Source organism: Verrucomicrobiia bacterium, from assembly GCA_035629175.1.
Lineage (GTDB): Bacteria > Verrucomicrobiota > Verrucomicrobiia > Limisphaerales > DASXHY01 > DASXHY01.
The window spans coordinates 1-22,612 of sequence record DASPIL010000019.1 but is presented as its reverse complement, the minus strand read 5'-3'; the positions used below and the strand labels follow the sequence as shown (position 1 = coordinate 22,612).

General features: G+C 57.8%; 21 protein-coding genes. 5 read left to right on the top strand and 16 right to left on the bottom strand.

The window, feature by feature from the left end; translation table 11 throughout:
- Positions 1-7: 7 nt before the first annotated feature.
- The 3 genes from VEH04_02740 to VEH04_02730 all read right to left on the bottom strand — a co-directional run bounded on the left by VEH04_02740 (position 8) and on the right by VEH04_02730 (position 2,570).
- Positions 8-997: a MoxR family ATPase gene (locus VEH04_02740; GenBank protein ID HYG21673.1), complete on the bottom strand. Its 990-nt coding sequence runs from the start codon at positions 995-997 to the stop codon at positions 8-10.
- A gap of 81 nt (positions 998-1,078) precedes the next feature.
- The gene (locus tag VEH04_02735; GenBank protein ID HYG21672.1) at positions 1,079-1,999 is read right to left on the bottom strand and encodes a glycosyltransferase family 9 protein; all 921 of its coding nucleotides are present in this window, start codon (positions 1,997-1,999) and stop codon (positions 1,079-1,081) included.
- 19 nt (positions 2,000-2,018) lie between these two features.
- Complete coding sequence (locus tag VEH04_02730) at positions 2,019-2,570, bottom strand: hypothetical protein (GenBank protein HYG21671.1); 552 nt, start codon at positions 2,568-2,570, stop codon at positions 2,019-2,021.
- Positions 2,571-2,863: 293 nt separating this feature from the next.
- Between VEH04_02730 and VEH04_02725 the strand changes: the two genes are divergently transcribed.
- Positions 2,864-3,820, top strand: a complete 957-nt coding sequence (locus VEH04_02725; protein HYG21670.1) for an aldo/keto reductase — start codon at positions 2,864-2,866, stop codon at positions 3,818-3,820.
- A gap of 15 nt (positions 3,821-3,835) precedes the next feature.
- On the opposite strand, the gene miaB is transcribed toward VEH04_02725, so the two are convergent.
- From miaB to VEH04_02675, 10 genes are all read right to left on the bottom strand, one after another.
- A complete protein-coding gene (gene miaB / locus VEH04_02720; protein HYG21669.1) occupies positions 3,836-5,185 on the bottom strand; it encodes a tRNA (N6-isopentenyl adenosine(37)-C2)-methylthiotransferase MiaB in 1,350 nt (449 codons plus the stop codon).
- A gap of 515 nt (positions 5,186-5,700) precedes the next feature.
- Positions 5,701-6,954 (bottom strand): hypothetical protein, encoded by a 1,254-nt coding sequence (locus VEH04_02715; GenBank protein ID HYG21668.1) that lies wholly within the window; start codon positions 6,952-6,954, stop codon positions 5,701-5,703.
- Between the two features lie 236 nt (positions 6,955-7,190).
- Entirely contained in the window at positions 7,191-7,871 is a 681-nt protein-coding gene (locus VEH04_02710; GenBank protein ID HYG21667.1) for a sulfite exporter TauE/SafE family protein, read from the bottom strand.
- Positions 7,871-8,341, bottom strand: coding sequence for a FixH family protein (locus tag VEH04_02705; GenBank protein ID HYG21666.1), 471 nt, complete (start codon positions 8,339-8,341; stop codon positions 7,871-7,873). Before VEH04_02705 ends, VEH04_02710 begins: the two co-directional genes overlap by 1 nt.
- A gap of 2 nt (positions 8,342-8,343) precedes the next feature.
- Positions 8,344-9,780: a cytochrome c oxidase accessory protein CcoG gene (gene ccoG / locus VEH04_02700; protein HYG21665.1), complete on the bottom strand. Its 1,437-nt coding sequence runs from the start codon at positions 9,778-9,780 to the stop codon at positions 8,344-8,346.
- A gap of 6 nt (positions 9,781-9,786) precedes the next feature.
- Positions 9,787-10,386: a cbb3-type cytochrome c oxidase N-terminal domain-containing protein gene (locus VEH04_02695; protein ID HYG21664.1), complete on the bottom strand. Its 600-nt coding sequence runs from the start codon at positions 10,384-10,386 to the stop codon at positions 9,787-9,789.
- Between the two features lie 3 nt (positions 10,387-10,389).
- Positions 10,390-10,623, bottom strand: a complete 234-nt coding sequence (locus VEH04_02690) for a cbb3-type cytochrome c oxidase subunit 3 (GenBank protein HYG21663.1) — start codon at positions 10,621-10,623, stop codon at positions 10,390-10,392.
- 4 nt (positions 10,624-10,627) lie between these two features.
- The gene (gene ccoN / locus VEH04_02685) at positions 10,628-12,832 is read right to left on the bottom strand and encodes a cytochrome-c oxidase, cbb3-type subunit I (protein HYG21662.1); all 2,205 of its coding nucleotides are present in this window, start codon (positions 12,830-12,832) and stop codon (positions 10,628-10,630) included.
- A gap of 14 nt (positions 12,833-12,846) precedes the next feature.
- The gene (gene ccoS / locus VEH04_02680) at positions 12,847-13,035 is read right to left on the bottom strand and encodes a cbb3-type cytochrome oxidase assembly protein CcoS (protein ID HYG21661.1); all 189 of its coding nucleotides are present in this window, start codon (positions 13,033-13,035) and stop codon (positions 12,847-12,849) included.
- Complete coding sequence (locus VEH04_02675; GenBank protein ID HYG21660.1) at positions 13,032-15,572, bottom strand: heavy metal translocating P-type ATPase metal-binding domain-containing protein; 2,541 nt, start codon at positions 15,570-15,572, stop codon at positions 13,032-13,034. Before VEH04_02675 ends, ccoS begins: the two co-directional genes overlap by 4 nt.
- A 370-nt stretch (positions 15,573-15,942) precedes the next feature.
- Between VEH04_02675 and VEH04_02670 the strand changes: the two genes are divergently transcribed.
- The 3 genes from VEH04_02670 (at position 15,943) to VEH04_02660 (ending at position 18,620) form a co-directional block, all read left to right on the top strand.
- Entirely contained in the window at positions 15,943-17,250 is a 1,308-nt protein-coding gene (locus tag VEH04_02670) for a glucose-1-phosphate adenylyltransferase (GenBank protein ID HYG21659.1), read from the top strand.
- Between the two features lie 177 nt (positions 17,251-17,427).
- The gene (locus VEH04_02665) at positions 17,428-18,198 is read left to right on the top strand and encodes a dienelactone hydrolase family protein (GenBank protein HYG21658.1); all 771 of its coding nucleotides are present in this window, start codon (positions 17,428-17,430) and stop codon (positions 18,196-18,198) included.
- 95 nt (positions 18,199-18,293) lie between these two features.
- On the top strand, positions 18,294-18,620 hold the full coding sequence (locus VEH04_02660; protein HYG21657.1) for a hypothetical protein: 327 nt from the start codon (positions 18,294-18,296) through the stop codon (positions 18,618-18,620).
- A gap of 669 nt (positions 18,621-19,289) precedes the next feature.
- Here VEH04_02660 and VEH04_02655 read toward each other — a convergent pair.
- Positions 19,290-19,796 carry an IS630 family transposase gene (locus VEH04_02655; GenBank protein ID HYG21656.1) on the bottom strand — a complete coding sequence of 169 codons (507 nt, stop codon included), beginning with the start codon at positions 19,794-19,796 and terminating at the stop codon, positions 19,290-19,292.
- A complete protein-coding gene (locus tag VEH04_02650) occupies positions 19,796-20,299 on the bottom strand; it encodes a winged helix-turn-helix domain-containing protein (protein ID HYG21655.1) in 504 nt (167 codons plus the stop codon). Before VEH04_02650 ends, VEH04_02655 begins: the two co-directional genes overlap by 1 nt.
- Before the next feature lie 67 nt (positions 20,300-20,366).
- Between VEH04_02650 and VEH04_02645 the strand changes: the two genes are divergently transcribed.
- Entirely contained in the window at positions 20,367-20,681 is a 315-nt protein-coding gene (locus VEH04_02645) for a hypothetical protein (protein HYG21654.1), read from the top strand.
- Between the two features lie 131 nt (positions 20,682-20,812).
- On the opposite strand, the gene VEH04_02640 is transcribed toward VEH04_02645, so the two are convergent.
- Positions 20,813-21,457 carry a transposase gene (locus VEH04_02640; GenBank protein HYG21653.1) on the bottom strand — a complete coding sequence of 215 codons (645 nt, stop codon included), beginning with the start codon at positions 21,455-21,457 and terminating at the stop codon, positions 20,813-20,815.
- Between the last annotated feature and the right edge of the window lie 1,155 nt (positions 21,458-22,612).

Sequence of the window (22,612 nt, the reverse complement as noted above, 5' to 3'; positions counted from 1 at the left end):
ATGCTCCTCAAGGCACGGGCAGTTCATCGAAGATTTTTTGAATCACCGTCTCGCTCGTCTTTTCCTCCGCCTCGGCTTCGTAGGTGATGGCAACACGATGGCGCAACACATCCATGCCGATGCTCTTCACGTCCTGTGGCGTCACGTAGCCGCGGCCTTTCAGGAACGCGTAAGCCTTGGAGGCGAGGGTCAGCGCGATGGTTGCGCGCGGTGAAGCGCCCAGCTGGATGAAATCCTTCACCGCGATCTTGTAATGGTCCGGGTCACGCGTCGCGCATACGAGATCGACAATGTAATCCTTTACCTTGTCATCCACGTAGATGTCATTGATCACCTGCCGCGCCTTCAAGATCTGCTGTGGATCGACAACAGCGGTCGTGACTGGAGTGCCTGAAGTTTTCGCCATCGTTTCCAGAATCTGCCGCTCTTCCGCCCGCGTTGGATAACCAATCTTCAGCTTGAGCATGAAACGATCAACCTGCGCTTCGGGCAGCGGATAGGTGCCTTCCTGTTCAATGGGATTTTGCGTCGCTAGAACGAGAAAAGGTTCTTCAAGGCGGAATGTCTGGTCACCAATCGTGACCTGTTTTTCCTGCATCGCCTCCAGCAGCGCGCTTTGCACTTTGGCGGGCGCGCGATTGATTTCGTCCGCAAGAACCAGGTTTGCAAAGATGGGACCCTTGCGCGTGGTGAAACCGCCCGACTGCGGATTGTAAATCTGCGTTCCGACAACATCCGCCGGCAGCATGTCGGGGGTGAACTGGAGGCGGGAAAACTTGACGTTCAAGCAGCTGGCAAGGGACTTGACCGACAGCGTTTTCGCAAGCCCGGGAACGCCCTCGAGCAGCACATGCCCATTTGCCAGCAAGCCAATCGTCAGCCGTTCGACGAGGTAAGCCTGGCCCACGACGACCTTGCCAAGTTCATTGAACAGCGGCCGGACAAACGCTCCGGCTTCCTGCACTGCTTCGTTAATCGCATTGATTCCTGTGTTCATAGTGGAAACGTCGCCGAGAATGGACACAGCAAACCGCGGGTGTGTTCAAGCGAAAAGTAGATCCCAGGCGAAGGTCGCGCCCTAAACCCTGGCGCTGAACAAACCGGTCAGCGATTCCAAAACCTGCTCCACTCCGATGCCATTCAACCCGAATTGGTTCTTCAACACGACCACCTGGGACTGTGGCGGACGCCAGATTTGATCGTTGGTGTCGCCCCACAACACCAACCCGGGGACGCCCAACGCAGCGGCGAGATGCGAGATCCCCGAATCATGCCCAACGAACGCCGCGGATCCGCGAAGGACTCGCGCGAGGTCAACCAGTGGCAGGCTCTGCGCCACTCGCACTCTCGAAGGCGGAAGCGCCGCTGCGAGCCGCTGAAGACGTTCGCCTTCAGCTTCGCCCCCAACAATCAGCAAATGGTAGTTCGTGGCCTGCAGCAGGCGCGCGATCAACTGGGACCATTTTGCCTCAGGCCAGTTCTTCTTTTCACTGCCACTGCCAGGATGCAGCGCGATTTGATTGGTTGCGCCCGGCAGCGCGCCGATGGCCAATCGCGGTTGCGCGCTGGCGCCAAAAATCGCAAGGCGCTCGAGAGGTTTCAGATAAACTTGCGCGGCATGGGTGGACTCGCGCTCGTTGGGCCGGTGCGGGCACACGATGAATTGCGCCTTCGTGCAACGCCCAACGTTGGTCCGAAAAATTTCGTCGGGATCAAACAGGTACGAAATAATCAGGCTGAACCCGGCGAAATACTCCACCAAGCCTGGATGGAGGGTTCCGTTGCGCGCAAAAAATCCAGCCAGCGGACCGGCATCAATCGATTGCGCCCGGTCCACCAGTTCGCTCGCCACGGCCAACTGAACGATGTGCGGATACCCGAGAACCTCAAGGTGCGCGTCAGGGAATTGCTCGCGCACTGCGGCAATGGCGGGAAGGGTGAGGATGAAATCGCCGATGGCGCCGCCGCGAATGACGAGGATTTTTCCGCGTTTTTCCACGCAGCAACGTCTCCTCGGTTTAAAAAACGGTCAAGCCCAGCACGAACACGAACAGGCCAAACGCGAGCCTCGCGATCGAACCCACCCGGACGCGGCGTTCATCCGCCACCGCCCAGTTCAACAGGTCGCGCAAACGCCACGGCGCGATCGTGAACCACATTCCCGCAATCACCAGCACGTATGCCCAAACCTGGATCACCAGCGTCCATGCCGTGACGTCCAGCATCGGGCGCCCTGTATCGACCATCAACTTTCCGAGCAACAGCATCACCACCGCCGCGCCCCGTGCGGCAATCAGGTCCTGAACGTATATGCACGTTCCAATGCCGACAGCAGCGAAGCCCGTGAAAAGATACGGCTTCATGCGCTCGAATTCGCTGATCGACTCCAGGTGCAGGTTGTAAAGGAACCAGGCGGTGCCGAGCAGCATCAGCATGATCCCGACCGGCACATTGCGAGGAAACGTGCGGACGGCCGCGGCGAACTTCGCGGGTCGCAGGACTCCCGGGATTTGCGGCAGCGCGACCGCGAGGCCCAGACCGATGGCAAGCGTGGACAGATTCAAAGTCATTAACGGCAGCGAAGATGGCGCAAGCACCTCGAAATGCCAGCCTCTTTTTCCGAAACACCAATTCACGGCGCGCCGTCGGGCATTCGTGCCTGACGTAGCGGGCACGCATCCGTGCCGCCCGGACAAAACGCGCAGCACCAGCGACGTTGAAATTCCCCACACGGGTTGAGGTTTTTTCCATTTGGGCTCGAAGCCCATCTCCAAGGAAGCCGGCAGCCACGGGGGCAGTGTCACGAGCCCCCCCCGGTTCCTACCCTAATTCCCAAATCGCCTTCTCCAGTGAACCTTTGGCCATGGCAAATACACCCTGGATTGAAAAGGAACTGGAGGACGCGTCCCACCAGCAAACGGCTTTTCCCACCCGTCTTCTCGGGCGAACCGGCGAACGCGTGTCGATCCTCGGGCTTGGCGGATCCCACATTGGCAAAATTGACAGCGAGGAAGAAAGCATCCGCATCATGCGCCGCGCCATCGATTCGGGACTGACCTTCATGGATAACAGTTGGGACTACAATGACGGCGTCAGCGAGAAACGCATGGGCAAGGCTTTGCGCGATGGCTACCGCGATCGCGTCTTTCTCATGACCAAGTTCGATGGAAGAACGAGGAAAGCTGCGGCTCAGCAGATCGACGAGTCATTGAAACGGTTGCAAGTCGATCACGTGGATCTTCTGCAGTTCCACGAGGTCATCCGCCTTGAGGATGCGGATCGATTCTTTGCAGCCGAAGGCGGCTACCAGGCACTCAGGGAAGCGTGGGAGGCGGGCAAAACGCGATTCATCGGTTTCACGGGTCACAAGGATCCCTACGTCCATCTCCGCATGCTCGAGAGCGCAGCGCGACACGGGGTGCAATTCGACACAGTCCAGATGCCGCTGAATGTCATGGATGCGCACTTCCGCAGTTTCGAACACAACGTGCTCCCTTCCCTCGTGAAGAAAGGAATTGGCGTGCTGGGAATGAAATCGCTCGGCAGTGGGGACCTTCTGAAATCGAAAGCCGTAACGGCGACGGAATGCCTGCATTACGCACTAAGCCTGCCGGTCTCAACCGTTATCACGGGAATCGACAGCGAGGAGGTGCTGGATCAGGCGTTGGAAGCGGCGCGCACGTTCAAGCCTTTGTCAGCGCACTCGATGAAAAAATTGCGCGAACGAACGCGGCCGTTTGCGTTGGACGGAAAATTCGAATTGTTCAAGACGAGCGCGGAATTTGATTCAACAACGCAACATCCCCAGTGGCTGGGCTGAGCGCTTCGATTCAAATCACATCAGGACGGCCGGGTCACCGTAGAGCGTGAACAACCCGGCGCGCTCCACCTGCACATCCATGATCTGCCCGCGATGGCGGTCGGAACCTTCGAACAGCACAATGCGATTGCAGCGCGTCCGGCCCATCATGCGAGCGGAATTTCTTCGGCTGGGACCCTCCACCAGGATCTGAACGCGGCGGCCTTCGAGCGCGGCATAGTTGCGGGACCCAATCTCGTTCACGAGGCCGAGAAGGCGCGCATGGCGTTCCTCAATCAGTTCCTGCGGAATCTGCTCTGGCAGCGCGGCGGCGGGGGTATCTTTTCTCGGTGAATATTTGAACAGAAAAGCGTTGTCGAATTCCACTTCGCGACAGAGCGAAAGCGTTTCCTCGAAATCGGCCTCTGTCTCGCCGGGAAATCCCACGATGATATCGCTCGTGATTCCGATCTCGGGGCGAACACGCCGGAGCTTGTGGATGATCTCCAGGAAACGTTCGCGCGTGTAGCCGCGATGCATCAGCTTCAACAACCGGTTGCTCCCGCTCTGAACGGGAATATGCGCGCTTTCGCAAAGCTTGGGAAGCCGGCCATACGCCTCCACAAGGTCGTCCCCATAACCTTTCGGGTGCGGCGAGGTGAACCGAATGCGTTCGAGTCCGTCGATCTCATGCACCGCTTCAATCAGCTGAACGAACGGCGATTTGCCATCCTTGAGCGGCAACTCCCGCCTGGCGTAGCTCGTGACAATCTGTCCGAGCAGCGTGATCTCTTTCACGCCGCGGCTCACCAACTCACGGCACTCTGCAACGATGTCGGGAATCGTCCGGCTGCGTTCCTCGCCGCGCGTGTAAGGCACAATGCAAAACGTGCAGTACTGATTGCAGCCCTGCATGATGCTGACAAAGGCGCTGACCGATGTCTTGGCACTGCCATTCAACAGATGCTCCCGGATGGCCGCTTCGCTTCCCAGCTCCGCCTCAGTATCGACGATTTTGTCGCGGCGGCCGGCCAGCAGGTCATCCACATAATCCGCCGCGCGATGGAATTTCTGCGTTCCAAGAACAAGATCGACGTCAGGCAGCTTATCAATGAGCGACTTGCCGCGGCTTTGCGCCATGCAGCCCATGAAGCCGAGGACCACGTCAGGCCGGTTTCGGCGAATGTCCACAGCAATGGCGGTCATCTTGTTGATCGCCTTTTGCTCGGCATTGTCGCGCACGCTGCACGTGTTCAGCAGGACAACATCGGCGGTAGCTTCCGACTTTGCCAGGGAATAGCCCTTGGCAACGAGCTGGGCCGCGACTGCTTCGCTATCGCGCTCGTTCATCTGGCAACCGTACGTCTTGATGAAAACACTGGGCATGGTCCGTGATTCTGGCCGAAAAACTAGGTTACGATGAACCAATTGAAAAGCGCAAACCGCCAAACAATGGCCACGCCCGTATGGGATGAACACGGATTGGGAAGAGGATCCTCTGCTTTTCTCTGCTGCCTCTGCGTGCTCCTGTTAAACGTCTCCTCTTTGCGCTATTTGTGGCGTTCGCGTGGGCAGCTTCGTTCACTCTTCTGGCTACATGAGCAAAAGCGTTAACAGGAGGCCGCAGAGATGGCAGAGATGAAGAAAAGACTCGTGCTGTTGATGTGGGTGTCGTGGATCTTGCCAGCGCGCCTTTCAGACACTGAGGTGAAGAAATGGTTTGAACCGGCGTTTACGCGAATGCGCAAACCAGTTCGATCACCCACTTTTAATCACTCCCTGCCCGCCCGGAATGTGCGGTGGTCTTCGCTGCGCCGTCCCGCGCACTTCACGCTATTCAGCGTCCCGTGCGCGAAGAGACATCGCAGCGCGATTTCCCCGCCGCAGCCGAGGTCGCAGGCTCAATCGTTGATCACCTGCGGTTCGATCCAATAAAACGCCTTTGATTCCATCGCCGAAACCGGCACCTGGAATCGACGCCAACCGGGGCTGGGTACATTGATGAAATAGGGCAGCGGCAATGGCTCCCATTGCTTGTGCGGCAAGGCCCCGAGTTCCGTGGACTTCCGCAAGAGATAACCTACCAGCGGATTTTGGGTCGTGTCCCGAAAATCTATCTGCAATTGGCCGTTGGACATTTTTGGCGTCCGAACCTCCAGGTTCAGCGGCGGATACTTCACCTCATACGTCGTGTGAATTCCAAACAGCGCGGTGATGCTGGCCTTTGCGTTCGGAGCGAGCGAACCGAGGCTGAATCGCATGGCGCCACTGACCCAGGCGTTGGTGGGATTGCAGCTGTCCGCACTGCTGAACGTGTCGTTCTCCACCGATAGATGAACGCCCGCGCTCGGCTTACCAATCGAATGACTGTCCACGCCTTTCAAACCATAATATCCCACCTCATAACCGCTCGGCATCATGTTGAAACTCACGCCGATCGTATCCGTGTGCTCGACGGTTTCCATCGTTCGAGAATCAAACCCGTACGACTTGCCTTGCTGCACGACACGGTAGCGGTATTGCGACATGCCGCCTCCGTAGTCGCGATCGTCATACACCGCGTTGCCCGCCTCGAGCGCATGCAGCAATTGATAAAAGCGGACATCGGAAAGCGTTCCGCTGGTGAGGTTCTGAATCTCGTAGCGCTGTCGAAAGGCATAACGTTGCGCGGGGAGGCTCGATCCAATGCCGCCCGCGCTCTTCGCCGAAAGGCCAAGCGCCAGCTGCTGCGTTGCGTTTGTGCCGAAATCAATCGTGTCGTAAAGGAACGTCACACGCAGATCGCGGTTGGTGATGATTGACGAATAAACATTGAAGCCTGACATGTTCGTCGGGATGAACGGGTCGGCAATATTGAATCCCTTCTGGATCTTGAAATCCGAATTGGAAACCCAATCTGGAAAAAACCATTGCGGCTGAAACCACTTTGGGCCTGTTGGGTTCATGCCTCCCGTGTAATGAACTGCCGCAGCCCATTCGCCGGAAAGATACTCGCGCCCCTTGAATCCTTTCCTTCGATCCAGCGCCAGGTCCGCGTAACCGTAATCTGTGACCAGCATTTCAAATTTCCGGTTCTTGACGGGAAACCCGCTGGAAGGCAACTGCGCATCCGCGGGCAGACTCGAAGCGGCAACGATCATCACAGCCGCAAGCATCGCCCGCTGCCGCAGCGGCGGCCCTCCTCTGCAGGTTGCATTGGCGTGGTTCGAATGTAGGGAAGGCGCATGGAAACAAATGCCGCAGCAGGCACGCCGAAGAGGGTTCATGGAATCCGTTCCTATCACCCGCGTTGAATCCCATCAACGGTTTTTGTGACGAATAAGACCCGATGGAGAAAAGGGGACCCTGCCCTGCACGGACGGCGGCGCTGCTCCTGTGTGGCGTCCGGCGTTTACGGATGACAACAGGAATCCACGCCGAGCTGTGGACTTACATATGGAATGCCTAATTCCAGACCTCGCAGGATGAGCAACACCGCCACAATAAATACGGATGCCGGAATTGCCCTGGCCAGTTTGAGTCGAAATGAGAGAGGGAACAGCCGTCCCGACAAGCTGATCGCGAGCATCATGGGAAGCGTTCCCAATCCAAACGCCGCCATGTGTGCAGCCCCATTTTGAATGGTTCCGGTTGTGGTCGCGCCCGCTGCAGCAACGTAAACCAAACCGCAGGGCAGCAAGCCATTCAACATTCCAAGCACAGCCATGGAGGCAAACGTCCGCCGCCGCAGCACGCCGGCCATCTGCGTCTTGAGGCGATTCACCAGCGCGATCAAGGGCGGCCAATTAGACAGCGTGCGAGAACTCATCAGGCCGCCAAGGAGAACAAGACCGAGCACGATCGAAACCCAGCGTTGCACTCCCGCAAACGCGAGGCTCTGCCCCAGGGCGCCAAACATCGCACCCAGGCCGCAGTAGGTCAGTATCCGTCCGAGATTGTATGCTGCCCGGCTGGCTGTGAAGTTCAGCGTTCCGCCGCCCGTGGCCGGAAGCGCCATCCCCAGAGGCCCGCACATGCCAGCGCAATGCACGCTCCCAAACAATCCCAACAGAAATGGCGTCCAGTAGTACATCACGATCGTCGCGCTTCGATGATCACCTTTTCGTCCACGCGAAAGTCCAATCCCGCAGCAGTCCAGATCACCTTCACCTTCCAGAGTCCCGGCTCCAGCAATGCGGCATCGATCACTTGCACCCCGTTCGCATCCGGCTCCAGTTCAATGCTTCGGTCCATGGCAGCTGCCGATGGGCGGTAGAGTTGGATTGTGCCTTTCGCGAGCGGACTTCCCTGCGGGCGCGGCAAGGTGATGCGAATCTGCTTTTGTGACGCCTCGTAAACCACAGGCGTTGCGGTGGTCAGGTCATGCGCGCGCCTGGCTCCATCGATGTGGGCCTGGAAGCGAATCTCCTCCTCGTAGTATTCTGCGCTGACGAGATCCGAATCGTTGCGACACGCGATCACAATCAACGCCACCGTTCCCGACACAAACAGGCCGAAGGCCAGCAGAATGCCATACGGCCAGAGATTTCGGTTGGGGTTCATCGTCATTTTGCCTTGGTTCGCGGGCCGATGAAGCTCGTCTTCAGCGTCTCCACTCTTTCGCCATCCGCATAAACGCCGACAACGAGCGGCGTGCTGCCGGGCCGCAGGACTGAGGGATCCAGTTCGATCAAAACGGATGTCTCCGCGAGTCTTCGAGCCGGCACGCTGAAGTTCGGAGCGCCCATGATGCGCATGCCGCCCTCAACATTCTCCAGCTTGAACGTCACGGGAATTTCCCGCCCGGTCTTGTTCACCACCTTGACCGTATAGAGATTGCTATAGTGCCCATCGGACGTCTGCTGGAACAACGCCCCGGGCGCCCTCAGCAAGGTGGTCTGCAGATCGGATCGTGTAAAAATCAGGAAGGTTTCCAGCCCGATGAGCAGCAGGATCACGATCGAGTAAATCACGAGTCGCGGTGTCATCCTGAGGCGTTCGCCGCGTTCGATGCCGTTCAATGACGCATAGCGAATCAGCCCTGCCGGACGTTGAACCTTCTCCATCACCGCATTGCAGGCATCGATGCACGCCGTGCAATGCACGCATTCCATCTGTGTGCCGTTGCGGATGTCGATTCCTGTCGGACACACCGCAACGCATTGGTTGCAGGCCACGCAATCGCCACGGGCCGCGCTCTCCGCTGCTTCCAACCCCCCGCGCATTGGCCCGCGCGGTTCGCCACGTCGATAGTCATAGGCCACCACGATGCTGTTCTCGTCGAGCAGCGCTGATTGAAAGCGTCCGTAGGGACAAATGAACGTGCACGCCTGTTCGCGGAATCGGGCGAAAATCAGGTAGAACACAGCCGTGAACAGCAGCATGAACGCGAGGCCAGTGACATGATGCGCAGGGTTGTCAGCGACGACGCGGAATAACTGCTCCCTGCCAATAATGTATGCCAGAAGGGTATTGCCGATCAGGAATGACAACGCAAAGAAGACCGCCTGTTTTCCACCCTTCTTGAGCACTTTCTCCAATGACCACGGAGCGGCCGCGAGCGCTCGCTGCTGGTGGGCATCCCCTTCAATTGCATACTCAATTTTCCGAAACACCATTTCCATCAGCACAGTTTGCGGACACAGCCACCCGCACCACAATCGTCCGTAAACAGCCGTGAACACGGCGATGCCCATGAAGAACACGAGCAGGCCGACAGCGAGGATGATTCCGTCCTGCGGCCAGAACACCTGGCCTAGTATCACGAACTTGCGATCGATGATGTTCATCATCAGCAGCGGCTCGCCTGCGATGCTGATGAACGGGCCGGAGAACATGACTGCCAGCAACAGCCAACTCACCCAGGTCCGCATGCGGAAGAACCGGCCCGAGACCTTGCGCGGGAATATCCATCGACGCCGGCCCTGCTGATCCGCGCTCGCAAGACGATCGCGAAAATCCTCGACTGGCGTCGGTTTCAATATTTCCTGCTTCGCGCTCACGCTGGTTTATTCGAAGTCGCTTGGACCCGTTTGCACGGGCGCCTGGTTTTCGGGAACCTTGCCTGGGGTGGCGAGCTTGGCGCCGCGCAATGTGTAGATGTAACTCGCCACGGCGTAGATCTGGTCGGGCCGCAAGGAGTTCTTCCACGTCACCATGCCCTTTGCGGGAACGCCGTTCCAAATGATTGTGACGTTGTCGCCAAAAGCCGGGCCGTGAATCCAGTAATCGTCCGTGAGATTCGGTCCAACCAGACCGCCGCCGTCGGGACGATGACACGGCGCGCAGAGCGTGGTGTAGGTCTCCCTGCCCGACTGAAGGATCGCGGGGTCGGACGCGGGTTGCAGCGAGGGAATGCCGGCTTCGAATTTCCCGATCGCGGCGGCCTTCAACGCCGCGCCCGCTTTAACATCATTCTCATACTCGGCCACCATCTGGCCTTTTGCCGCCACATCCGCGCTGGCAAACACGTGATAGTAACAAACGTAGACGACGGAAAAGATGATGCTCAGGTAAAACAGGTACACCCACCAGCGCGGCAGGTTGTTATCGAGTTCACGAATTCCGTCGACCTCGTGGTCCAGCAGGAGTGGATCGTTTTCGTTCATAGACTAAAGCGTGGATGAAGCTCGGGATGTGTTTTGCGACAGTTCAGAAATCCGCGGGGGGATCTCCCGAGCGACCTCCCCATCCGCCAGCGGCAGGGATTGCATCGTGTGGTAATAGGACTTTTTCATCGAAAGCATCCAAATGGCGACGCCAATGAAGACGCTGATGAAGATCAGGATGGAAATGACACCGTAGGCGCCGACTCCGCCGATGTGGGTAAGAACATTCTTGATCATGGAATCAATTCAATTGAGCTGTTGCGGGCGCAGCTGCAGGCGCGGCTTTGATGTCAATTCCGAGCCGCTGCAGGTACGCGATGAGCGCAATGATCTCGCGATCGGCCTCGCTCTCGACCATGCCGGTCTTGAGGTTCTCGACAACCTTTGCCGATTGCGTGACAAGGTCCTTGTGCGCCTCGCCGCGCTCGTAGCCCGCAGGGTAAGGCACGCCCACTTTGCGCAGGGCTGCAATGCGTGACGGCATCGCGTTGGTGTCGAGTTTCTGCGTCAGGAGCCACGGATACCGGGGCATGATTGATCCGGGTGACGTGTCCTTGGGATTATCCATATGGGTGTAGTGCCAGGCATCGGGATACTTGCCGCCAACGCGATGCAAATCCGGCCCGGTTCGCTTTGAACCCCAAAGGAACGGGTGATCATAGACGTATTCCCCCGCCTTGGAATATTCACCGTAACGTTCGGTCTCGGAACGAAACGGCCGCACCATTTGCGAATGACAGCCGACGCAACCTTCGCGGATATAGATGTCGCGGCCCAATAATTCGAGCGGGGAATAGGGTTTCACCGAAGCGATGGTTGGAACGTTCTGCTTGATCAGATATAGCGGCACGATTTCGATCAACCCACCGATAAGGATCGCAACCGTTGTCAGCACGGTGAAGAGCATCGGCTTGGCCTCGAGGAAACGATGGAAGTATCCGTGCGCGGCCTCCGCATTTGCGACCTTCGTCAATGCAGGAGACTGTGCTTCGGTGTCCCGCTCGAACACGCCTGCCTTTGCGGTCTTGTAAAGGTTGACGAGCATCAGCACCGCGCCCGCGATATACAGAAGCCCGCCAACAGCCCGCAGTTGATGCATCGGAATGATGCGGATGACGATTTCCAGGAAGTTCGGGTAGAGCAGGAAGCCATCGGCGTTGAACTGTTTCCACATCAACCCTTGCGTCACGCCGCTGACATAAACGGGAACCACGTAAAACATCATGCCAAGCAGCGCGATCCAGAAGTGATAGTTCGCCAGCTTCGTTGACCAAAGCTTCGTGTTGTAGAGCCGCGGAAAGATCCAATACAACAGCGAGAAGGTCAGAAACCCGTTCCATCCCAGCGCGCCTGTGTGCACATGGGCAATCGTCCAGTCGGTGTAATGCGACAGCGAGTTGATGCTCTTGATCGCAAGCGTCGGACCTTCGAGGGTCGCCATGCCGTAGGCGGTGATGGCAACGACCATGAACTTGAGCATGGGATCCTGCCGCACCTTGTCCCAGGCGCCGCGCAGTGTGAGCAAGCCGTTCAACATGCCGCCCCAACTGGGCGCGACGAGCATGACGGAGAAAACCATGCCCAACGATTGCGCCCAATCGGGAAGCGCGGTGTAGAGCAGGTGATGCGGCCCGGCCCAGATGTAGAGAAAGATCAACGCCCAGAAATGGATGATCGAAAGCCTGTAACTGAAAACGGGACGGTTCGCGGCCTTCGGCAGGAAGTAATACATCAGGCCGAGGTAGGGTGTCGTCAGGAAGAACGCGACGGCATTGTGCCCGTACCACCATTGAACCAGCGCGTCCTGGACGCCCGCGTAAACCGAGTAGCTCTTGAACAAGCTGGCGGGAATTGCCAGTGAGTTGAAGATGTGCAGCACGGCCACGGTGATGACCGTTGCGATGTAGAACCAGATCGCGACGTACATGTGCTTCTCGCGGCGGCGCACAATTGTGCCGAAGAAGTTGATCGCGAAAACGACCCAGACCGCCGTGATGGCGAGGTCAATCGGCCATTCCAGTTCTGCGTATTCCTTGCTGCTGGTCAGCCCCAGCGGCAGTGTGATTGCGGCGGCGACGATGATCAACTGCCATCCCCAGAAGTGCGTCCAGCTCAGGGAATCGTTGAACATTCGGGCCTTGCAGAGCCGTTGCAGCGAATAGTAGATGCCCGTGAACATGCCGTTGCCGACGAACGCAAAGATGACGGCGTTGGTGTGCAGCGGCCGCAGGCGCCCAAAAGTGGTGAACTGCAAATTGAGGTTCAGTTCCGGCCAGAACAATTGGCAAGCCACCAGCAGGCCGGCGCTGAAACCAACAAGGCCCCAGATGGCAGTGGCAATGGCAAACGCCCGGACAATGCTGTTGTCGTAGCGGAATGTTTCAACAGGAATCGTGGCCGGACGATGCGTTGTTCGTTCGCCGATTGGCAGGGATGCGGTGCTCATGCTTGTGCTTTAAATCAACGTGGCTGACGGTCTTGGATGGGTGGAGCGGCGGGGCGCGGGGTTTCAGGATCTTCCCCCAACACGCGCATCGATGGCGTCAAGGTGTCGTCGAACTGCCCGGACTTGACCGCCCAGATGAACGCCGCAACAAACAGCAGCGCCATGCCGAGGCTCGCGAAAATTAGAATCAAAATGACACTCATCTTTGGGTTTTAGAGGATAACAAGTGCGAAGGGCTGGGACTGTTGGCTGACGAGAGCAGAGATCGCCGTGCAGCCCAGCTCGTCATGCCACACGCGAACAATACAACCGTGAACGAACTGATTGGCATCAACACCGCACATACGATCGGTGCAAGCAATCCCGCCGCAGCGATGCCAATTCCAATCACGTTGTAGGCGCTGGAAATGGCGAACCCAAATCGCACAACGCGCGTGGCCCGGCGTGAGAATTGAATGAGCCGATGCAACTGTGGAACCTGCCGTGCATCCAGAATGACATCGCTTGCCGGGGAGAACGCTCCAACCTTCTCCACAACGGCAACGCCCACGTCGCTTTGCTTCAGCGCGCCTGCATCATTCAGCCCGTCCCCAACCATCATCACAGTTTTGCCGGCCTGTTGGAGCCGCCGGATGAAGCCGAGTTTGTCCAGCGGGGTCTGATTGAAATGCAGCCGTGCGCCGCTCCCAAAAAGGCTTGCGAAGCGTTCACGCTCACGTTCGTTGTCGCCGCTCAACAAAGCGATTTCATATCCCTCCCCCAACGTGCGGATTAACGCACCCGCATCAGCCCGCAATTCGCTGCCCAACTGAAAACAACCGCGATGGCGGCCGTCGATGCCAATATGTACAATCCCGCCTGAATTGGAGGACGGATGCCGGACCGCTCTGGCATCCAGTGGAATGCCTTGAGACCTAAACCACGATGCCGAACCTGCGACGAGTCGATGCCCGGCGACGATTCCCTCGATGCCCCGACCAGGCGTTTCCCTGAAATCTGAAACAGGTTCGATGCGCATTGCGGCGCCGAACGATTCGTGAATACGGGACGAATGCGGATGGGACGATTGGGCGGCGAGCGCACATATCCATTGTTGCTCGCTGGAACTCAGGGGAGCGCCTTCGAAGCGAACCGCATGGGCGCCTGCGGACGTGAGGGTTCCGGTCTTATCGAAGACGATGGCATCCACGCGCGCCATTCTCTCCAGCACGTGGACATTGCGGACGAACGTATTGGCGCCCGCGAGCCAGCGTTGCGCGGTTCCGAGCGCAAAAGGCGCGGAGAGCGCCAGGGCGCACGGACACGCGACAATTAAAACTGATGTGAAAGCCTTGATCCCCCGCCCTGCTTCACCCTGTATTGCCCAGAACGCGAGGGACGCCATTGCGACGCCGATCACGAGCCAGATAAAACGGCGGCTGAAGATGTTCGCGAGCGTGTTGAGATCATTGTTCGTCTTGCGAAACGCTTCGTGATTCCAAAGCGATGTCAGATAGCTCTGGGACACCGCTTTGACAGTTTGCACTTCGATCGCGCCTCCCACCTGCTGTCCGCCGGCGTAGAGATAGTCGCCCGCCGCCTTTTCCACGGGCTCAGATTCGCCTGTGACAAAGCTGTAGTCGATCAGCGCGGAGCCAGCAGCCAATGTTGAATCAGCCGGAATGATTTCCCCATGCCGCACCACAATCCGATCGCCGACTTGCAACTGCGACAGCGAGACCCGTTGATCGTCACCGTGCCCCGGCGATTTGCGGACGATCGAAAGCGGGAAGAACGATTTGTAATCTCGATCGAACGCCATCCGTTCCTGGGTGCGTTGCTGGAACGCACGGCCGCAAAGCAGGAAAAAGATCAGCCCGCACAACGAATCGCAGTAGCCCTCGCCCGTGCCGCTGGCGATTTCAAAAATGCTTTGCCCATATATCGCAACCAACCCCAGCGCGATGGGAACATCGAGCGTGGCGACCCGCTGCCGCAGCGACAGCCACGCGGATTTCCAGAAATCGAGGGCGCTGTACGTGACGACCGGAAACGCGAGAACAAGGCTCAGCCAGCCGAACAGCCGGGTGAACGCTGGGCCGCTGAAGCTGTCCAGCCCGAAATACTGGGGAATGCTCAACAGCATGATGTTGCCGAAGGCGAAGCCCGCGAACCCAATCTGCAGCCAATGCCGCTGTCTTCGGCTCGGATTGACCACTGCCTTCTCGAGTTCGCCAAAGGTCAGCGACGGTTCATAGCCGATCGAAGCCAGCAACGCGACCACCTCACTCAATTTGACTCGGTCAGGCGTAAAGGTGAGGGCAACCTCGCGGCGCGCGAAATTCACCCGCGATTCACCGATCCCAGCGTTCAGGCGAAACAGGTTTTCGAGCAACCACACGCAGGCCACACAGTGGATCGAAGGGACATGAAACGTGACCCGGCTGCGGCTTCCATCCGCGAAATCCATCAACTGTTGCTGCAGGACGGGTTCATCCAAAAATCGCCAGTGATGGACCTCCTTCTGCCTGCGCACGGGGATTCCGGGCTTTGGGGAGAGGGCATAGAACTGATCCAGCCCGCTTTCGGACAGGAGATCATGGACGACTCGGCAGCCCTGGCAGCAGAATGCTTTTTGCGCGGTGGAGAACCGGGATTCCTGGCAGGGTTCGCCGCAATGGAAGCACGACGCTGCGACCTCCGGCTCCGCGCCAGCGTCCAGCACCATCGCTCCGAAATCCGCACGCGCGGATGTTGTCATCGTTTTGCTCACCTAAGGACCCGTCAATAAAACCGTCGGCCTCACGGCCTTTTTCAAGTTGTTGATCGTAGCAATTCATACTGGATGTGGGCGGACTAAAGCTTCGCGTCTGTTGCTCAAGTGTTGCCACATATTGGTCAGGCACCCCAGAACGCGAAGGCAGCGGAAATGATATCGCGCCTGGACATCGGCAAACCGCCGTGGCGTGCCTGGCGAACGGGTTTTAGGAAGAGACGGCCGCGGACCCTGCCAATGCGGCGGCTTCGGCAAGCGGGTGAACTCCCCGACGTCCGCGGCAAACTGCCGCTTGCCCGCCCTCTCAACGGCGCGTATAACTCCAATGGAAGTTCACCAATAGGAAACACATCTTATGTCACAAACCGGGCGGCAGTCTCTGAACACGAGCAATGTCCTTTCGGTGGTCATGGGCGGCGGACAAGGGACGCGACTCTTCCCTTTGACGAAGGAGCGCGCGAAGCCCGCGGTGCCGCTCGCAGGCAAATACCGAATCGTGGATGTGCCGATCTCCAACTGCATCAACTCCGGGCTGCGCCGCGTTTACCTGCTGACGCAGTTCAATTCAGCGTCGCTGCACCGGCACATCGCCCAGTCCTACAAGTTCGATCATTTCTCCGGCGGATTCGTTGAAATCCTTGCAGCCGAACAGACCTATACCGACGCCTCGTGGTACCAGGGAACGGCCGACGCCGTGCGCAAAAACCTGATCCACTTCCTGAACCACGACTTCGAATACCTCCTGATTCTTAGCGGCGATCAGTTGTATCGAATGGATTACCGCACGATCATTCAGCAGCACATCGACACCCGCGCGGACATCACAATCGCAACGATTCCCGTTTCGCGCCGCGATTCCCAGGCGTTTGGCATCATGCAGATGGCCGAGGACCTGCGCATCACGCGGTTCGTCGAGAAGCCTAAGGATCCCGCGCTGCAGGATTCTTTGCGGCTGCCGCAGGAATGGTATGAACGGCTGGGAATCCAGGACGCTCGTGAATTATTCCTCGCCTCGATGGGCATTTATGTTTTCACACGCGATGTCGTGAGGCAGTTGCTGGACAATACGCTCGCCGACTTCGGCAAGCACATTATTCCGAGCGCGATTGAATCCCAGCGCGTCTATTCCTACGTGTTCCAGGGATATTGGGAGGACATTGGGACGATCCGTTCGTTCTTCGATGCGAACCTCGACCTTACGTCTGAATTGCCTCGGTTCAACTTCTTCGACATGGCGTCACCGATCTTCACGCGGCCGCGGTTCCTGCCGGGCTCCAAAATCAACGGCGCACACATTGATCACGCGGTGATTTCCGACGGCTGCATTCTCAATCACGCCCATATCAGCAACAGCATCGTGGGCGTTCGCAGCATTGTCGGCGCGGGAACCGAGGTGAACCGTGTCGTGTTGCTCGGTTGTGATTATTATGAATCACATGAATCGATCCATGCCAATGAAGCCGCGGGCCGTCCGCGGATCGGCATCGGCACGAACACGCGAGTTGAGAACGCGATCATCGACAAGAACGCGCGCATCGGGAACAACGTCGTGATCACCCCGTCGGGAAAGCCGGAGAATGCCGATCACCCGCTTTATTACATTCGCGATGGCGTCGTGATTGTGCCCAAGAACGGAATCGTCCCGCACGGAACCGTGATCTGAGCCGCAGCGCTCATTTCGCAGCATAACGCGCCGCAGGTTTGCCAGCCTGACGGCGGTGTCCACACGGGGCTGGGACGGCGCAATAGATTCAGCGTTGCCTGTAACACTCACGCCCAGTCCGGCGTCTGCATCCCCGTTCCACTCAAACCCGGTCCAACACATGCGTCCGCAATCCTTATGAAATCACTTCTTACGCTTACCGCCATCGCGATGACCGTCCTGCCGTTGTGGGCCCAGGTGACTCCCAAGGAGCGCCTCGACAAATCTCCGCGCCACCTGGAGTGGATCAAAGTGAAGAACGGTGATCGTGAAGTCAGTTCGTTCATCGCATTTCCGGAGGTGAAGGAAAAAGCAACGGCCGTGATCGTGATCCACGAAATATTCGGCCTGACCGATTGGGTCCGGGGGGTGACCGATCAACTGGCGGAAGCGGGATACATTGCGATCGCGCCCGATTTCCTGACGGGCACGCCAGGCGCGGGCGGCGGCGATGCCGCGCGCACTGCAATCCGCGCCCTGCCTGCCGAGCAGATTGCCGCGGATCTCGAGGCCGCGATCAAGCACGCCGCGAGTTTGCCCGCCTGCAATGGAAAGGTCGTGGTGGCTGGCTTCTGCTGGGGCGGCCGGCAGGCATTCAACTTCGCCACCAACAGCCAGATCAAGGGAGCGTTCGTGTTTTACGGCGATGCTGTTTCCACTGCGGCAATGCCGAACATCAAAGCGCCGGTTTACGGCTTCTATGGCGAGAACGACGCGCGCATCACATCGGCCGTTCCGAAGGCTGCTGAAGACATGAAAGCGGCGGGAAAAACCTTCGAGCCCGTCACTTATGAAGGTGCAGGGCACGGATTCATGAGAAGCGGTGAAGCCGCGGATGCGAATGCAGCAAACAAGAAGGCGCGGGAGGATGCCTGGAAACGCTGGAAGGAACTGCTCGGCCGGATTTAACCCGCATTGCCGTTGCGTCGTTAAATTCCGTTTTCCGGGGTATTCGCCGCCCTTGAGGGCGGGATGCTGTGGACGACGTTTAGGGTATGAAAAGCATGAAGAATATCCTCAACGGAAAAATGCCGATGATCGCCGGAGTGTGTGCCGGACTTGCCCTCTTTGTGACGGCATGCGACACCGACCATGATACACCGCGCGGGGCTGCAGAGGACGCTGCCGAAAGCGTGCGGGACGCCGGTGACAGCGCCGCAGACCGCCTGGAGCGCACCGGCCGCGACGCCGAACGCCAACTCGAACGCACGGACAACGAGGCCGAACGCGCGGCTGAGAAGGTCGAAGATGCCACAAAAGATGCCGCTCGCGACGTCGGACGAGCCGCCGAGAACGCAGGCGAAAACATCCAGCGCGAAGCGCGTGACTAGCGTTTAGCACATATCCCTCAACCGTCCGTGGAAGAAGTGTCTGTCTTCCACGGAGTCCGTGCGGAATGTCAGCAGGTCCCCGGTGCCGTTATAGCCAAACCGCGTCACTTCCAGATTGGCGCCATGTGTGGAAACCTACCCAACCGCCAGTTCGCTTACAGCCTAAAAATCCACCTCAAAATCGCGTGTAAGCCTCGAAAACGAGCTCCTAAACTTCATAAACTACTGGCAGCGAGTTACTTGTTTAGGCGACAGTCGAACGGGCTAAGTCGCTAGAACCAGATGGGTGACTGAACGAATCCTCTGCGGAGCGATTCGAAATCAGCAGACGAAAAGACAGGATCGGGTCAGTCACTTCGAAGCTTGTGCAGAGGCACAGGAGAACCCGCGCGAAAGAAGCGGGGCGGATAACTTTTTACTTGTTGACCCAGCGCCCTAATGGGCGACCCCATTGCGCGTTTTTTATGGAGGGGCGAAGTACGAGTGTAATGCCAGACAGGAAAACGGGACGAATTATCGGCGTGAGAGCGACCGATGGATCGCGGCAAGTAAGATTTCCTCACCGAGATAATGGGACACCGGATTTGCACTGGAATTTTGAAGATTTTGTTCAAAGTGTAAACATTCATGTGATTATTATTGAAGTTCGCAGAATATAGTGACACTAATTCAAAACAATTCGGCTTGCTTCCAGAAGGATTCCACCAATGTCGGGCGCCGACGCATCCGACCGAGGGCTTTGCGAGCAGCCCAACTCAGCTGCGCGAAATCCTTCGGGCAAAGATTGGGAAGTTCATGTTGCTTGCAATAGCCCCAGATGTATTCCACCGGATTGAGTTCTGGCGCATACGCCGGCAGAAACTCCAGTTGAATCGTCCCGCCCTGTGCGGCGACAAATTCGCGCACCAGCTTGCTGCGATGGGCGGGAAGTCCGTCCCATATGATCGTCAATCGGCCGCCAATGTGTCGCTGCAAATGTTCCAGGAACTCGATGATCTGCGGCGCTTTGATACTGCCTGCGAACAGTCGGAAGTAGAAGTTCCAGATCGTGATGCCCGCCATGGCCGAGAGGCTGTGCCAGTTGAACGAATACTGCAGCACCGGAGTTTGGCCACGCGGCGACCAGGTACGCACCCGGTGCGGCCGCTCGCTCAAACCGCTTTCGTCCACGAACACTACGGTTCGATGCTGCTGGAGCGCTTTTTTTTTATTTCCGGCCAGCGGACCCGCTTCCACCGCTTGATGGCCGGTTCATCCCGCTGGATGGCGCGGCCCACGGGGCGCTGGCAGCTCCAACCCAGCGACCGCAAAATCCGCCAAACGTGCCCTGGATGAAACTTCTGCCCCGTCTGTTGCTCGATCAGATCGGCGACGCGCCACGTCGTCCACAGCGACGTGCCATAGCCCAGGGCCTCGGGACCTTCTTTCAAACCGGCTCGCAACTTCTCCAAGTGCTCCGGCTGCAAACGCGCCTTGCGACCGGCTCGCGCCGCCTTGCAAAGTGCTTTGCTGCCTTGCTTCTTCCACGCTTGATGCCAGCGGCTGACCGACTGACGATGAACGCCCAATCTCCGGGCAACTTCTCCCTGATGGATTCCGCGATCGAAGAGCCGGGCTGCTTTAAATCGTCGCCGTTCGAGTTGATCAAAATCGCGTTCTACGCCTTTGGGATTTCCCATGCGCGAATACTAGCATGGGGGCCAACTCGCGTCACTATATTCTGCGAATACCAGTAAGTTTTGAGACATGCCTAAGCAGTTCGACATATCGGCTTTTTATTATCTAAATTACCCAGACAGTTGTCCTGTCGACGACGTTAATGCGGGAAGTGAGGTGCGCGTCGAACTCGGAGGTGAGGGTGCTCGTTTGGCATCCTTTGATTTTACTGTATCTGTTTTTGTTTGTACGCCGGGATTTCTTGAGAAGCGCGTTCTCATCGACAAAAACGGAATCTTTCTTCAAAATGCGATCATAGTCCGGAGGTTTCGAGATGAGACTGTTCGCCAGGCTCTCGAAGAGCATTTAGATCTCTTAATCCGGCTTCCGCATTTGGAACAGTGACATCAAAACGTGTCCCCGGGGGCTTGGGGTCGCGCCTAGACCTAAAACAAGCGAGATGGGATGCGGATCTCAGCCGAACATGAATTTGGCGGCTTAAATTACTTCGATTCGGTTCCGAGTGGCTTTTTCCGTCACTGAATCGGCGGAGTTTTTGTCCAAATGTCGTTCCATGCATCACACAGCGGAGTTTTCGTCGCTTTTTGGCAGTTCGCGGGCGGTTCGGTCAAAATTTCATACTTGGCCAACCGCTCCAAAGGCGTCCAGGACCGCTCCGACAGGGCCTCGGCTGATCCAACCACTTTGGGATGCGCATCCATTCCCATGATGAAGAAAATTCCGCTCTGATCCCACCGATCCAGTTGCGCGGTGTGCGTGAAATCAGTATCCCCGCGCAAGGTGATCCGTCCGGCAACGGGCCTGACCTGATCGATGGCACGGTCAATCCACGGCACGCTGTCCTGATGGCTGGCTGCGTTGCCCGGACGATTCACAAGATAAAGAACTTCCCGCGTGTTGGCTAAACTCACTGTCAGCGGTGCGTAACCCCAGATTCCTTTATACGAGAGCGACATCCCGCCTTTGCACTCGCCATAGGTCTGGGCAATCGTCCCGTCCACGTCGATGAAAGCTTCCTCCAGAAACCCTTTGGGCTGTTGTTGCCAGACGCGCTGCCGCGTCCGGTTGATGCACTCCTGCAGGGTCGTGATGTCCTCCACGCTGAAGCGCCGGGTGAAATCTCCGGACGTGGTTGGATCGGGAATGCGCTGGGCGCCCAAACCGTTGAGACAAAGCGATGGGGTCGCGTCTAAAGCTTTGACATTTAAAGTCGTGCATTGCCAATTCTCCAAGTCGCCCCCTCTCACATGTATCCAATCGCCCGACACACTCCCACTGGGAGGGGCCGATCCGTTCCGCTGCGCTGCAATTGTCAACTCTTTAGACGCGACCCCTTTGGGACCCCTTTGGGACCCCGACCATGACACACCGCGCGGGGCTGCAGAGGACGCTGCCGAAAGCGTGCGGGAGACCGCCTGGAGCGCACCGGCCGCGACGCCGAACGCCAACTCGAACGCACGGACAACGAGGCCGAACGCGCGGCTGAGAAGGTCGAAGATGCCACAAAAGATGCCGCTCGCGACGTAGGACGAGCCGCCGAGAACGCAGGCGAAAACATCCAGCGCGAAGCGCGTGACTAGCGTTTAGCACATATCCCTCGATCGTCCGTGGAAGAAGTGTCTGTCTTCCACGGATTCCGTGCGGAATGTGAGCAGGTCCCCGGTGCCGTTATAGCCAAACCGCGTCACTTCCAGATTGGCGTTCGTTTCAGGCGTAAACGTAACGGGTCACCTCCTTGAGCTGATTGGTGTAGCTGGTCGCTGCGCGGGTTGTATTCCCGCGCAAACTCACTTGCCACTTCTTGCATGTATCGGCTTGCCTCGAGCCGTTCCCGGCCCATCAACAAATGCGGGTAATTGCACGTGACGCAATAATCCCGCAGGCACACCTCATACTTTTCCATGTGCTCCCGCAGTTTTCTCGAGAGGCGTTTCGATCCCGGGCAAACTTCAGCAGAAACTTCGATTGTGACACCGATGGGTAATGTGAAGAACGCCGCCATCGCGCCCGCCGCCCCAAACCCGGTTTGCCATGTGTGGAAACCTACCCAACCGCCAGTTCGCTTACAGCCTAAAAATCCACCTCAAAATCGCGTGTAAGCCTCGAAAACGAGCTCCTAAACTTCATAAACTCCTGGCGGCGAGCTACTTGTTTAGGCGACAGTCGAACGGGCTCAGGGTGATGGGATTGATGGGGTAGAGGGTGATCCAGTCATAGGATTCCAGGAAGCTGATGAGGTGGCCGGCGGGTTGTTCCAGACAGAGACCGACCTTGGCTTGGGGATGTTGCTGGCGGAGTTGGAGGAGCCATTCCCG